The sequence below is a fragment of the Pseudomonas sp. MWU13-2517 genome, assembly GCF_023242545.1.
Classification (GTDB): Bacteria; Pseudomonadota; Gammaproteobacteria; order Pseudomonadales; family Pseudomonadaceae; genus Aquipseudomonas.
This window is the reverse complement of the sequence record NZ_JALMFA010000010.1, coordinates 41,094-55,214: the sequence shown is the minus strand read 5'-3', so window position 1 is coordinate 55,214 and position 14,121 is coordinate 41,094. Positions and strand designations below refer to the sequence as shown.

Here is a 14,121-nt window from a genome sequence, read left to right as displayed (position 1 = left end):
CGCGAGATATCGAATGTGGAAGCTCCCCCCTTCCACATGCTTTACCGCGGATCAGGCCGTTACAGCCAGCTCCACAGCTTCCGGGCGTTTGATCAGCGCATAGATCAAACCTGTCAGCAGGCTGCCGGCCACAATCGCCAGCAAGTACAGCAACGCATGGTTCATCGCATTCGGGATCACCAGCACGAACAGGCCGCCGTGCGGCGCGGCGAGTTTGCAGCCGAAGTACATCGACAGCGCACCGGTCAAGGCGCCACCGGCGATGCTCGACGGGATCACCCGCAGCGGGTCTTTGGCGGCGAACGGAATCGCGCCTTCAGAGATAAAGCACAAGCCTAGAATCATGGCGGCCTTGCCGGCTTCGCGCTCGGTCTGGACGAACTTGCGTCGCGCCAGGAACGTAGCGATGCCCATGCCGATCGGTGGCACCATGCCTGCGGCCATCGTCGCGGCCATGGGCGCACCGCTCTGCGCCGCCAACAACCCAACGGAAAACGCATACGCCGCCTTGTTGATCGGCCCGCCGAGGTCCACGCACATCATGCCGCCCAACAGAATGCCCAGAAGTACCGCGTTAGTGGTGCCCATGGTACTGAGGAAGTCGGTCAGGCCGGTGAGCATCCGCGCCACCGGCGGGCCTACCAGATAAATCATCGCCAACCCGGTAAACAGGCTGGCCAGCAACGGGATGATCAGGATCGGCTTGAGCGCCTCCAGGCTCTGTGGCAGCTGTACCGCGCGGGTGATCAGCTTGACGCAGTAACCGGCCAGGAAACCGGCGAGGATGCCACCGATAAACCCGGCGCCCAAGGTGCCCGCCAGCAAGCCTCCGATCATGCCGGGCGCCAGGCCCGGGCGGTCGGCAATCGAGTAGGCGATGTAGCCCGCCAGCAGCGGCACCATCAGCATGAAGGCCTGGTCGCCGACGATCTTCAGGGCCGAGGCCAGGGTGCCTTTTTCTTCAAAGGCATGGATGCCGAACACGAAGGACAAGGCGATCAGCAACCCGCCCGCCACCACCATCGGCAACATGAACGACACCCCGGTGAGCAGGTGTTTGTACACCCCGGTTTTTTCCTGCTTGGTTACCGTGCCACTGGCTGCATTTTCTACAGCACCTTCGGCCAGGGCCTTATTGAGGGTTGCCTCCGATTGCTTGAGCGCAATGCCGGTGCCGCAGCGGTAGATCTTCTTGCCGGCGAAGCGCTCGGTGGCGACTTCGATGTCCGCCGCGAGTAACACCACGTCGGCATTGGCGATAGCTTCCGGGCTCAAGGGCGTGCGAGCGCCCACCGAACCCTGGGTCTCGACCTGCAACTCATACCCCAAGCGCTTGGCTGTCTGCTGCAAGGCCTCGGCGGCCATGAAGGTGTGGGCGACGCCCGTGGGGCACGCGGTAATCGCGACGATACGCGGTGTGTTTTCAGGCGCCTGCTGCGCTGCGACATACACTTGGGCCTCTTCGGCACCCAGGCGCAATACCGCTTCAACATCCGCCAGCGCTTGGGCAGGTGTGCTTTGGAACACGCGCTTGCCGACAAACCGCTGCATGTCCACCGGCGTGCTGCTGACCAGCAGCACCCACTCGGCGGCATCGATGGTGGCCTGGGACAACTGCCGCTCCGGGCGTGCAACGTCCACCACCTCGACGCTGGTGCTCCAACCCTGGCGCTGCGCGGCGGCGTCCAACAAGCGAGCGCACAGCACACTGGTGACCATGCCGTTCGGGCAGGCGGTAACAATGGCTAACTTCATCACAAACCCTCTTATTGTTCTGTCAGCGCGCGCACGTCGACGCCGCTTTCCATACGCGCCAACAGCGCGTCATCGCTGATGCCGAAACCGATCTGCGTCACCGCCATGGCGGCAATCGCGGTGGCGCGGCGCAGGGTCTGCTCGGGGGCCTCGCCGCTGAGCAAACCGTGCAGCATGCCGGCCAGCAGCGAGTCGCCAGCACCGACGGTACTGGCAACGCTGACCTTGGGCGGCGTGGCGTGCAATGCCACGCCCGGGCGATACCAGTTCACGCCGGCAGCGCCATCGGACACCACCACATGTTCCACGCCTTGCCGATGCAGGCGGCTGACGGCGTCGGCTGCGTTATCCAGGGCTTCGGCGAGCTCTTCAGTGTTGGGTTTGACCAGCCAGGGGCCTGCCTGCAAACCGGCGCGCAGGGCTTCGCCGCTGGTGTCCAGGGCGACTTTCAAGCCGAGGTCCTTCAGGGTTGCCAGCACGCCTTGGAACCACTGCGCACTGACGCCACGCGGCAAACTGCCGGCAACGACCACGGCATCATGGCCGGGCGCAATCAACGCAAGCTGATTAAGCAACGCCAACTGCGCCTGCTCGCTGACCTGCGGCCCCGGTGCGTTGATATCAGTGACGCGGCCGTCCTGTTCGGCAATCTTGATGTTGCTGCGGGTTTCGCCCGGCACGCGGATAAACGCATCGGCAAAACCGCGCCGCGCAATCAGCGCTTCGAAAGCCTGGGGGTTGTCCTCGCCGAGAAAGCCACCGACGGTGACCTGATGGCCCAGATCGGCCAGGACCTGGGCGACATTCACCCCCTTGCCGGCAGCATGGGTGAGCAACGGCTCGCTGCGGTTGACGGCACCCTGCTCCAGACGCGCCAGGCGCACCGTAAGGTCCAACGCCGGGTTCAGCGTCAGGGTCAGAATCTTTGCCATTTACACGGCCTCCACTAGGGCACGCACCTCGGCGGGCGAACCCAGCGCGAGTGCTTTTTGCGCCAGGCCCTGGGCCTCGCTCAGACTGAACTCCCGCACCCGCGCCTTCACTTCAGGAATGCTGCGGGCCGATACGCTCAATTCATCCACACCCAAACCGATCAGCACCGGCACCGCCAGCGGGTCCGCCGCCAACTCACCGCACACGCCGACCCATTTGCCCTGGGCATGCGCGGCACGCACGGTGATGTCGATCAGTTGCAATACGGCCGGATGCAAGCCATCAGCCTGGGCCGACAGCGTCGGGTGGCCACGGTCGATGGCCAGGGTGTACTGGGTCAGGTCGTTGGTGCCGACACTGAAGAAATCCACCTCCTTGGCCAGCACCGGTGCCAGCAACGCGGCGGACGGCACTTCGATCATGATGCCCAACTGCAAATCCGCCACCGGGATTTCCAGGCGCAGGCGCTCGGTCATATCTCGCGCTGCACGCCACTCGTCCACGCTGCCGACCATGGGGAACATGATGCGCAACGGGCGGTTGTCCGCCGAGCGCAGCAACGCACGCAACTGGGCTTCCATGATCTGCGGCCGCTGCAAGGTCAGGCGAATACCGCGCACACCCAGGAAGGGGTTTTCTTCCTCGGCAATCGGCCAATAGGGCAGCGGTTTATCGCCCCCTACATCGAGGGTGCGCACCACCAGCGGGCGACCCTCGAGGCCATCGAGCACGCGGCGATATTCAGCTTCCTGGGTGGCTTCATCCGGCGCCTGCGGGTGAGCCATGAAAATCAGCTCGGTGCGCAGCAGGCCAATGCCTTCGGCACCCTGCTCCACCGCACTAGCCACCCCGGCGCTTTCGCCGATATTGGCGAACACTTCAACCCCATGGCCGTCGCGGGTCAGCGCCGGTTGATGGCGCTGGGCCGAGGCAGCTTGCAGACGCTGTTCGCGGGTGTCGCGCTCGACGACAGCACGTTGCAGGGTGCTGGCGTCGGGGTCGATATGCAGGCGGCCACGCTGGCCGTCAAGCAACAACGGCGTGCCGGACGCCAGCAGCAATACTGCCGGACCGGCCCCCACCAGCGCGGGGATGCCCAGCGCTCGCGCGACAATGGCGCTGTGGGCCGTAGCACCACCACGGGCGGTCAGGATACCGGCGACGCGCGATGGATCGAGGCGCGCCACATCCGAAGGCCCCACTTCGTCCATCACCAGAATGTACGGCTCGTTCGGCTCCTGTGCGGTTTCCACGCCACATAACTGCGCCAGCACACGGCGGCCGATATCCCGCAGGTCGGCGGCGCGCTCCGCCAGCAAGGCGTCCTGCAACGACTCCTGCTGCTTGGCGGCCGCTTCAATCACGCTCATCCACGCCGCTTGCGCGCTCTCGCCCTGCTTGAGGCGGGTGTCGACTTCGTCGGTCAATTCCGGGTCGTCGAGCATTTCCTGATGGGTGATGAAAATTTCGCGGATGGCCTTGGCCTGGCTGCGTTCAATCAACCCCTGGATATCGTGGCGTACGTCGGCCAGGGCCAGTTGCAGGCGCTGGCGTTCAATCGCAGAAGATTCGCCGCGCAATGGGTAATCGAACACTTGCTGGATCTGGATATGGGCCGGGCCGATGGCGATGCCGGGGGCGGCAGCAATGGCCTGGATCTGACTGCCGGACAGGGGCGCATTGAGCACTGGTTCACTGTCGAGTATTGCCGGCTGGGCGCTTACCGTCGGCAGTGGCTCGACCTCTTCGCCAAGGCCTTCTTCTACCGCCGCCAGCAAGGCAGGCAATGCATCACCGGCAATCGTCGGTTCGGCGACAAACTCCAGTACCTGGCCACGGCGGGCGCCCAGGCTCAACAACTTGCTCAGGCTTTTCACCGACACGGCGCCCACAGGGCCATCGATGATGCGTACGCGGATATCGCCGTCGAAGCTTTTCGCCAATTGCGCGAGGATCTTGGCCGGACGCGCATGCAGGCCGTGGGCATTGGCCAGGGTAATACGCGCGCTGGGCCAGTCGGCAGGCAGTTCGCCGCCGAGGACTTCGAGCACTGCACGGCTGCTGGTGGCGCGGCCCAACTCATGGCCACGACCTTCAATCAACAACGCACACAGGCGCTCCAGCAACGTCTGGTGCGCTTCGCCCAGGCTCGCCAGGCAGAACAGACCGTTAAGCGGCTGCCCAAGGTAGCGCATGGGTTTGTCCGGGGTGACAAACGCCAGGCCCGGGCGCTTGACCGTCTGCTCGCTGTGCAACCACCAGAGGCCATCGCCCAGGGGCAGCGCGTCGACTTGCTGCAATACCGCGGCGAAACCATTGCTCACACAATCGGCCTGGCGCAACAGGCGGGCGCCCCGCCAAACCAACTCTTCAAAATCATCGGCGGACACGCCCAGGCTGATCATCTGTGCATCCAGTGCCAGTTCCTGCGGCGCGCCTTGCAGCAACTTCAACAAGGCGTCGGCGGAACCGGCGCGACGCAGCGCCTGGCCCAGGTCGGTCTCGCCGAGGGCACGGGTCAGCAGTTGCAGCAAGCGCAGGTGTTCATCGGATTTGGCCGCGATGCCGATCGCCAGGTAAACGATCTGGCCGTCGCCCCAGTCCACCCCTTCGGGGAACTGCAACAGGCGCACGCCGGTGGAAAACACCTGGTCGCGGGTTTCGGGAGTACCGTGGGGAATGGCGATGCCTTGGCCAAGAAACGTCGAGCCTTGGGCTTCACGGGCTTGCAAGCCACTGAGGTAGCCCTCGGCGACCAGGCCATCGGCCACCAATTTTTCAGCAAGCAAATGCAAGGCGGCAGATTTATCCACAGCCACCTGGCCCATGGATATCTGCTCTACAGTGAGCTCCAGCATGCCGTTCTCCTAGTTAGTGCAAGGGGTGCACTAGGTATTGTTTTGAATAAATCAGCGCAAGGGTGTTCAAAAATAACTGACTGAGTGGTCAATTGGCAGTAGCCACTTAGTCACGAACGTCGTAAAAATACGCCAGCTGAAACGTTTAATCTAGAATTTATGGCAGGTTACGCGGTAATTGCGCAAGCTTGAAGGACCACTCGGCGCTTGAGCTCAGGCATGGGTCGTGCGCTGGAATCGGTTACGATTGGACAAAATGTCGGGGCGAGCTCCAAAAAACAAGGAAATCCCGGTTTGAAACTCAGTGATATTGCACGCCTGGCCGGTGTGTCCGTAACCACCGCCAGCTATGTCATCAATGGCAAGGCCGAACAGCAGCGCATCAGCAACGCCACCGTCGAGCGGGTGCGTGCCGTGGTTGAAGCCCATGGTTTTACTCCCAACCCCCAGGCCGCCGGGCTGCGCAGCCGGCATACGCGCACCTTGGGCTTCATCCTGCCGGACCTGGAAAACCCCAGCTACGCACGCATCGCCAAGCTACTGGAGCAAGGCGCGCGGGCACGGGGGTATCAGTTACTGATCGCCAGTTCCGACGACGAGGCCGACAGCGAACGCCAATTGCTGCAACTGTTCCGCGCGCGGCGCTGCGATGCGTTGTTTGTAGCCAGTTGCCTGCCGGCCGGCGACGACAGTTACCGCGAGCTGCAAGCCAAGGGCTTGCCGGTGATCGCCATCGACCGGGTGATGGAGCCTGCGCAGTTCTGTTCGGTGGTCAGCGACGACCGCAAGGCCTGCCAGCAGTTGACCAGCAGCCTGTTGCTGCCGTTGCCCAAGCAGATCGCGCTGATCGGTGCCCGCCCGGAGTTAGGCATCAGCCAGGAACGCGCCGCGGGCTTTGGTGAAGCACTCGAAGGTTTTGCCGGTGACGTGATCGTCGAACACGGCGAGTCCTTCAGTCGCGATTGTGGTCGCCAGTTGATGGAACAACTACTGCAGCGCTTGGGCCATTTGCCTGACGCGCTGGTGACTACTTCCTACGTGCTGCTGCAAGGTGTGTTCGACGCGCTGCATGACTTCCCGCTTCGGTCCCGGCCATTGCGCCTGGGCACCTTCGGTGACACCCAGTTGTTGGACTTCCTGCCATTGCCGGTCAATGCCATGGCTCAACAACATCAATTGATCGCCGATACCGCCCTGCGCCTGGCACTGGCGGCGATTGAAGAAGAGCAGTACCAGCCTGGCGTGCACGCCATCGGGCGTACCTTCAAGCAGCGCATTCACGAGGCTTGAGCGTGAAGCTGATCGACACCCACACCCACCTGGACTTCCCGGATTTCGATGATGACCGGCGGGAAGTCCTCACCCACAGCCGCCATCTCGGCGTGCAGCGCATGGTGGTGTTGGGCGTGTATCAGCAGAATTGGCAACGGTTGTGGGATCTGGTGCAAACGGATGAGGGCTTATTCGCCGCCTTCGGCCTGCATCCGGTGTATCTCGATGAACACCGCCCCGCCGATCTGACGGAGCTGGGCGACTGGCTGGCCCGCCTGCACGGCCACCGGCAGCTGTGCGCCGTCGGCGAGATCGGCCTGGATTACTTCCTTGAACAGCTGGATCGCGAACGTCAGCAAAGCCTGTTCGAAGCCCAACTGAAACTGGCGCTGGACTTCCAGCTTCCGGCCTTGCTGCACGTACGTCGCAGCCACGCGGCGGTGATCGCCACGCTCAAGCGCCTTCGCCTGCCACGAGGCGGCATCATCCATGCGTTCGCCGGCAGCGTTGAAGAGGCCCGCGAGTACATCAAACTCGGTTTCAAACTGGGACTGGGCGGCGCAGCCACCTGGCCCCAGGCACTGCGCATGCACAAGGTGCTCGCTCAACTGCCTCTTGAGGCGGTGGTGCTCGAAACCGACTCGCCGGATATGGCCCCGGCCATGTACACAGGCCAGCGCAACAGCCCGCAACACTTGCCGGACATCTGCGTCGCCCTGGCTGAACGCATGGGCATCGAAGCGTCAAACCTGGCCGAGGCGAGCACCCGCAACGCCTGTGAGCTGTTCAATTGGCCGCGAACTGACGGCCTGTAGATTCAAGGTCATCTTCTGCCGGTGGCGGGCGTAACGCACGATCAGGCAGTGCACCAACACCGTCACCAGTGAGATATTGAACTGCCCGATCACACTGAGCAGCCCCACCCACTCCGCCACCAGCGCCATCAGCAAGGTCGTACACGTCAGAATGACCATGGCGGGACGAACCAGCGCCCAATGGTCCACTGCTCGGAATTGACGTAACTGCTTATGGCAACACAGCTGCAGGCACGAGTGACAATACCTGCAGCCAAAGGGCTCATCGATGGCAATGGCATTCAACTGCCAAGGCTTGAGCTCGAACGTCATATCACACTGTGCACAATGCCCTTTGATGCCGATGACAGCGTTCATGGCAGTGCCTCCACGAGATCGTTACTAGGTGATACAAATTCTCACCGTTTCACATCACAATGAAGGCCAACAGGAAAAACCAGACAAGCACCACGCCGCAAAAAGCTTGTTCCCACACAAACGTCCTACACGCGAAACGCACCGATCAATTGCTTCAGCTCGATCACCTGCGTCGACCACGGTCGGTTCGCAGGGGCGCTAAGGCAACACGGTCCAGATGGCAAACCCGGCGTACCACAACACGGCGGCGCGCAACAGCAGTTCCCACAGGCTGTCCAGGCTGCTGAGACCGTCGGCGCCTACCACGGGCGCAGGGATTTCCGCGGCCACCAGGCCGACTTTTTCCAGCAGCTGCGCAGCGCTGATATCCCAACTCAACAACTCGTGGAGCATCACCCGGCTGACCGCGACGAAGTTGCCGACCAGGGCAAAACTGGCCGCCAGCAGGCGCACCGGTACCCAGTCAAACGCATGCCGCAATTGCCCGGCGCGCTCGGCCACCAACGGGTTCTGGCTGTTTTCGTTTGCCAGCGCCAGCAAGCGATAGGCCAGCGCCGCCACCGGGCCCAACAGGAAATACCAGAAAATCACCGCAAAAAAACTCTGATAAGCCTGCCAGAGCAAGTGCCCTTGAACCCGTTCCAGCAACTGCTCGCCACTGTCCGCGCCGATCTTCAGGTCACGCTCGGCCACGTGCTCGGCGGCCTGCAGGTCACCGCGGCGCCAGGCGTCGCGAAAAGGACCAAGCTGCGCCAGCAGATCGCCACGCCCCAGGCTGTAGATCACCACCAGCAAGTGCACCGGCAATGCCAACAAGCCGTAAGCGACCGGTTCCAGCACCAGCAGCAACAACGCCAGCAACAGCACTGGCAGCAGCACCAGCAACAGCAGAATCAGCCAGGGTCGCTTGCCCATGCGTGGGCTCGACTCCAACTTGGCCAGCTCACGCAACCAGCCGCCATCACGTTGCAACCGCTGGCGCAGGGCCGAGAACTTCTCGATCCACACCGCCAGCACCAACACCAGGAAACTCATCGTGCGTGTCCTCCATCCTGCAGGGCGCTGCGAAAGCGCGTCCAATCAAAAGCCGGGCCGGGGTCGGTCTTGCGGCCCGGTGCGATATCGCTATGACCACAAATACGCTGCTGCGTTATGTCGGGGTAAGCCGCCAATAACTGGCGTGTCAGCTCGATCAGCGAAGCATACTGGGCATCGGTGAATGGCAGCTCGTCCGTTCCCTCCAATTCGATCCCCAGGGAAAAGTCATTGCAGACCTCACGCCCCTCGAAGCTGGAAACCCCGGCATGCCACGCCCGATCACGGCACGAGACAAATTGCGTCACCGTGCCGTCACGCTCAATCAGAAAATGCGCAGACACTCGTAGGGCGGCAATCCCTTCAAAATAGGGATGCTCCGTGACATCCAGGCGGTTCTGGAAAAACGCTTGCACCTTGCCTGTGGCGAACTGCGCCGGTGGCAAGCTGATGTTATGCACCACCAACAGCGAGATTTCACCAGCAGGGCGCTCGTTGAAGTTGGGTGAAGGGCAATGAAGGATGCCCTGGCACCAACCGCTGGCGGGGTCCAACTGCATACTGGCTCCTTAAATGAGACGAGGTGTTACCAGTATGCCGCGTTCAGCCCTGCCGTTGCGATCACTTGCCGCGATTGAGTTGACGCAGGTTGCCGATCACTGATGCCAACGCCCGATCAAACAGCAAGCCGTCGTCCAACGTGCGCAGCACACCCTGCTTGAAGGCCATGGCCAATTGCGCTGCACTCTTCTCCAGGACCTTGAGCCCGGAGCGATTGACAAAAATGTAGCTATTGGTCGGCGCCATGATCGCCGTGAGCTTACAGCGTAGGGTAGTGGTTTTGTCGGTCTGGAATTCGAACCAGCTACCCATCCGCAACTGATAGACCTTGAGCAGGTCCGGGTCATCATTGGGCAGGCTCACGACCGGATCAGACGCTGCGGAACCGAACACGAAGGGCTCGCGTACTTCAATCAGTGTCTCGAAGCCTTCGCCACCGAATGACTGCACATGCATGGCTTGCAACCGATCAAAGAATTCACGGGTGCTGAAGGGATCGAACGCGGCACTGGTCAGGCCGTCGCGCAGTGCCTTGAGCAGCCCGGGCAACTGCTCCAGCAGGTGACGACCGGCCTCGGTGTCTTTCTGCAGGCCCACGCTGCAGATCAGTTCGTCCATGGTGCGCAGCCCCGCCTGCCATTGGACCGACTGCTCCCCGTGCTTGAGATTGGCCAGCAGCAGTACCTGGCTCCAAGCCTGTTGGATAAATTGCACCACCGCCTGGGGCAACACCTTGCCCAGCAACCGTCGGTTGAGCACCTCGGCCACACGCTGGCGAGCGGCTTCGGCGCGCAAACGCCCTTCTTCGGCCACGTAGGTATGTTGTTCGAGCAGCTCGCTGCGGCGACGCTCATCCGTGATAAACGCAGTGAACTGCGCCAGCAACTCGGAAAAAATCGTCATGTCGTCAACGAAATCATTCAGCAACCGCTGCACCACCTGCTCGATGTGCAGGTACAGGCTGTCACGCTGATAGTCATCCCGAGGGCTCCAGCTCATGGCGGCGGCGGCTATTTCATTGAGCAAGCGTCGTGCCGGATGGCTGGTACGGCTGAAAAAGCTCTTGTCCAGCACCGCCACTTTCAGCATCGGGATCTGCAAACGACCGATCAGCGCCTTGAAGGCATCAGGTACGATGCGGTCATTGAGGATGTATTCGAACAGCAGCGCGACCAGGTTGATCACGTCCTCGTCGGCATCCTCCACCACGCGGGATTTGCCGCTCTTGACGCTGACCCGGGTCAACAGCTGCTCAAGCTGGTTACGCAGGTCAAAATCGTCTTCGGCCTCAGGTTCCGGTACGTATTGCTGCAGGTGAGAAAGCAGACGCAGCAGGTCGCGGGAGGCAATCGGTTGCGGTTCGGCGCTGGCTTCAAGGGTAGGAGCGACACTGCCACGCACGGCCGCCAGCAGCGTCTGCAAAGCGGCAAAGGCTTCCTGACCACTGTCATCGAACACCGGCTCGGCGGCCAGCGAGCGTTCCTCGCGCTGATGGTCACGGGACGCCCGCCCGCCGGAGCGGCGCGAGGGTATAGCCTTGAGCTCCGGCAATACGCCGGTGGCGACCAACAGTTGATTAGCTTCGCCGTACAACAGGTCAGCGTCACTGAGCACATACTTTTCAAAGAGTTTGAGGATGATCAGCTTGACGCGGATCTCCACCCCCAGGCTGCGCCCCGCCCGCAAAAAGAATTCGCACAACAATGCCGGGCCTAACGGGTTTTCACGCTCATCCAGCGGCTGCCCCAGCAAAGCACTCAAACGGGCCGTCAGTTGCCCCAGCGCCAGGCCGTCACGGTGGCGCACGCGCCCCAACATGGCCTCCAGCGCCACGGCTTTTTCCCGCTCATCACTGGACTTACCGGCGCCGGCTTCGTATGACACCCTCGGCACCAGGTGCACGTCACTGCGCCCAACCTGTCCCAGATTGGCGAAGGCTGCAAAAAGCTGCTCCATGAAGACGCGCTCGAAACTCTTGCGCTTGAGGCGCAGGTCACGCATAGCCTCAAAGAAAATGTGATGGTCGACGTTATTGCGGGCCTTGTCGGCCATCTCGAACAGGGTGTCGTCTGCGTTATCGAACAGTTCCTGCAACCCTTGTTGCAACTGTTGCGCAGCTTTGTCACGCACCTGCAGTAACACCACCGGCAGGCGCGCGAGCGGCGATGGCGTGGCCTGTGCCTTGTTGATGGGCACCACCTTTCCGTCATTGTGCATCCTGGCCTCCTGAAACGGCGGTGTTTAAATGGAGAAATATCGAGGGCAGGCCTGGACGGGCGCTGCAAATACCCCGGGTATCACCAATACGTCAAAGCTATGACGCCAATTGCAAGGCGCTGGATTATCTTGCAAATGAGGGCAGTTGCGCCAGCAAACTCTGCCATTGCATGGCAAATGAGTAGCGAGTCTGGGTTCAGACGCCCGCTGCCCCTATAATCCATGCACTTTGTTTGTGGAGCCCGTTATGCCGAATCTCCGTCTTGCCGACCTCACCGCCGAAATCGAAGCCAATGTGCGCCGCGCACTGCTGGAAGATATCGGCAGCGGCGATATCACCGCGCAGTTGATCCCGGCCGAACGGCTGGCCAAAGCCACGATCATTACTCGTGATGCGGCGGTTATCGCCGGTACCGCCTGGGTAGACGCGGTGTTCCGCCAGCTCGACCCGCGCGTCGCGGTGCATTGGCAGGTCGCCGATGGTGATCGCGTCAGCCCCAACCAAGCGTTGTTTCATCTCGAAGGCCCGGCGCGCTCGCTGCTCAGCGGTGAGCGCTGCGCGCTGAACTTTCTGCAAATGCTGTCTGGCGTGGCCACGCGGGCTCAGTACCTGGCGGATTTCGTCGCCAGCACCCAGGTCAAGTTGCTCGACACCCGCAAAACCTTGCCGGGCCTGCGCCTGGCGCAGAAATACGCTGTGACCTGTGGCGGCTGCCACAACCACCGTATTGGTCTGTATGACGCGTTCCTGATCAAGGAAAACCATATCGCTGCCTGTGGCGGCATTGCCCAGGCGATTACGGCCGCTCACAAGATCGCCCCAGGCAAGCCGGTGGAAATCGAAGTGGAAAGCCTGGAAGAACTGCGCGAAGCACTGGCGGCGAATGCCGATATCATCATGCTCGACGAATTGAGCCTGGATGACATGCGCGAAGCCGTTCGACTGAACGCCGGCAAGGCCAAGCTGGAGGCCAGCGGCGGGATCAATGAAAGCACCCTGCTGCCTGTCGCTGAAACCGGAGTGGACTACATCTCCATCGGCGCGATGACCAAGGATGTGAAGGCGATGGATTTGTCGATGCGCCTCAGCATCTGACTCAAATGCAGCAGTGAGCGGGGGGCGAGCCCGCTCACTCCACTGTCAGACGACGAGATTATTCATCTCGCAATACTCTTCCCATTCGACACCCAGCACCTCGGCCGCCTCTTTGTGCAAGGCCAGCCGTGCGGCTTCGAATTCTTCCGGTGTAGAGGTGTACTTGAGGGTCAGTTCCCAGGGCTGATAGCCCTGGCTTTCAGCCTCGTCCTCGAATGCCCATTGGATCTGGTCGCGCTGGTCATCAGCACTCAAATCCTTGATCTCTTCTTTAAGCTGCGGTGACTCCTCGAGGTATTTTTCGAGGGCTGCCTGGTGCCGAACTTCCTGGGTCATCTCAGTCGTGGTCATGTTGTTCTCTTAGATCGAGGAATGGGGATGCATCTGGGTCATCAAGGTCGCGCAGATACTGATGAGTCGGCAGGAATGCCGACTCGTCTGGCCTTCAGAACCATTCTGGGATCATCTGAAAACGTTGCCTTTGAAACAGTGTTGCCTTTTTGCCCGAGACAGGAATCGAACCTGCGACCTTCGCGTTACGAGTGCGCTGCTCTACCGGCTGAGCTACACGGGCGGTGGACTAAAGCTAGCACCGCATCGGGCATGCGGCAACTCACTCGCCTACCGCCCGGCAACCGTTACGCGCCGTCGGCGCCGCAGCCCTTGGCGATGTATTGCGCGTCAGCCGTAGTGGCACACTTCCAGCCCGTGGTGGCACTGCGCGTCAAAGTGATGCTCTTGCCCAGCACGGGCGCAGGTGCATCGAGGATTTCACAACGGATGGAACCGGCACCGGTGGCTACATCGCCAGCCACGTCGATCTTGCAGTTGGCGGTAGGACTGGTACCACCGATCAACGCCAGCGTCGGCACGGTGCCTTGGTTGAGGGTGTCCTCGAAGCCAGCCTTCAATGCACTGATTTCAGCCAGGCCTGCCGTGAACTTGGCCTTGGCCTGGTGCTTTGTATACATGGGCAGACCGATGGTTGCCAAAATGCCGATGATCGCCACGACGATCAGCAACTCGATCAAGGTAAAGCCTTTCTGACGCATCACATTCACTCTCCAGAGATAGAACCCAAGACAAGGCGCTTCCTGCGCCCTGCATTTTGCAGCGGCGCCAGTGTACTCATCCGTAAGCGGCCAATCGCGCCCAAGACGCACATTCTGACATTTTATCGCTCACCTGCTTCATGCCCGAATCCGTCACCTGACTAAGCTAT

The 14,121-nt window shown here is 61.5% G+C and carries 12 protein-coding genes and 1 tRNA gene; 3 read left to right on the top strand and 10 right to left on the bottom strand.

Annotated elements, in window-relative coordinates:
* Positions 1–51 precede the first annotated feature (51 nt).
* Genes M5B97_RS15875 through ptsP form a run of 3 tightly spaced genes read right to left on the bottom strand, consistent with a single transcriptional unit; the run spans position 52 to position 5,546 of the window.
* On the bottom strand, positions 52–1,755 hold the full coding sequence (locus M5B97_RS15875; protein WP_248731985.1) for a PTS fructose-like transporter subunit IIB: 1,704 nt from the start codon (positions 1,753–1,755) through the stop codon (positions 52–54).
* Positions 1,756–1,766: 11 nt separating this feature from the next.
* Positions 1,767–2,687, bottom strand: a complete 921-nt coding sequence (pfkB, locus tag M5B97_RS15870) for a 1-phosphofructokinase (protein WP_248731984.1) — start codon at positions 2,685–2,687, stop codon at positions 1,767–1,769.
* Positions 2,688–5,546 (bottom strand): phosphoenolpyruvate--protein phosphotransferase, encoded by a 2,859-nt coding sequence (gene ptsP, locus M5B97_RS15865; RefSeq protein ID WP_248731983.1) that lies wholly within the window; start codon positions 5,544–5,546, stop codon positions 2,688–2,690.
* 294 nt (positions 5,547–5,840) lie between these two features.
* Between ptsP and cra the strand changes: the two genes are divergently transcribed.
* Together cra and M5B97_RS15855 are read left to right on the top strand one after the other, a co-directional pair.
* Complete coding sequence (gene cra / locus M5B97_RS15860; protein ID WP_134658735.1) at positions 5,841–6,836, top strand: catabolite repressor/activator; 996 nt, start codon at positions 5,841–5,843, stop codon at positions 6,834–6,836.
* Positions 6,837–6,838: 2 nt separating this feature from the next.
* Positions 6,839–7,633, top strand: a complete 795-nt coding sequence (locus tag M5B97_RS15855) for a TatD family hydrolase (RefSeq protein ID WP_248731982.1) — start codon at positions 6,839–6,841, stop codon at positions 7,631–7,633.
* Here the strand turns inward: M5B97_RS15855 and M5B97_RS15850 are convergent.
* From M5B97_RS15850 to M5B97_RS15835, 4 genes are all read right to left on the bottom strand, one after another.
* Positions 7,562–7,990, bottom strand: a complete 429-nt coding sequence (locus M5B97_RS15850) for a hypothetical protein (protein ID WP_248731981.1) — start codon at positions 7,988–7,990, stop codon at positions 7,562–7,564. The two genes, M5B97_RS15855 and M5B97_RS15850, sit on opposite strands and share 72 nt — an antisense overlap.
* Before the next feature lie 198 nt (positions 7,991–8,188).
* A complete protein-coding gene (ampE, locus tag M5B97_RS15845) occupies positions 8,189–9,025 on the bottom strand; it encodes a regulatory signaling modulator protein AmpE (protein ID WP_123714529.1) in 837 nt (278 codons plus the stop codon).
* On the bottom strand, positions 9,022–9,585 hold the full coding sequence (gene ampD / locus M5B97_RS15840; protein ID WP_123714528.1) for a 1,6-anhydro-N-acetylmuramyl-L-alanine amidase AmpD: 564 nt from the start codon (positions 9,583–9,585) through the stop codon (positions 9,022–9,024). The genes ampE and ampD overlap by 4 nt, the downstream gene beginning before the upstream one ends.
* A 61-nt stretch (positions 9,586–9,646) precedes the next feature.
* Positions 9,647–11,803, bottom strand: a complete 2,157-nt coding sequence (locus tag M5B97_RS15835; RefSeq protein ID WP_248731980.1) for a DUF1631 domain-containing protein — start codon at positions 11,801–11,803, stop codon at positions 9,647–9,649.
* 247 nt (positions 11,804–12,050) lie between these two features.
* On the opposite strand from M5B97_RS15835, the gene nadC reads away from it, so the two are divergent.
* Positions 12,051–12,899, top strand: a complete 849-nt coding sequence (nadC, locus tag M5B97_RS15830) for a carboxylating nicotinate-nucleotide diphosphorylase (RefSeq protein WP_248731979.1) — start codon at positions 12,051–12,053, stop codon at positions 12,897–12,899.
* Positions 12,900–12,944: 45 nt separating this feature from the next.
* Here nadC and M5B97_RS15825 read toward each other — a convergent pair whose 3' ends face one another.
* From M5B97_RS15825 to M5B97_RS15815, 3 genes are all read right to left on the bottom strand, one after another.
* Positions 12,945–13,250, bottom strand: a complete 306-nt coding sequence (locus M5B97_RS15825; RefSeq protein ID WP_123714525.1) for a DUF6388 family protein — start codon at positions 13,248–13,250, stop codon at positions 12,945–12,947.
* A gap of 150 nt (positions 13,251–13,400) precedes the next feature.
* A tRNA-Thr gene (locus M5B97_RS15820) sits at positions 13,401–13,473 on the bottom strand.
* Positions 13,474–13,537: 64 nt separating this feature from the next.
* Positions 13,538–13,951 (bottom strand): pilin, encoded by a 414-nt coding sequence (locus tag M5B97_RS15815; RefSeq protein WP_283101019.1) that lies wholly within the window; start codon positions 13,949–13,951, stop codon positions 13,538–13,540.
* Between the last annotated feature and the right edge of the window lie 170 nt (positions 13,952–14,121).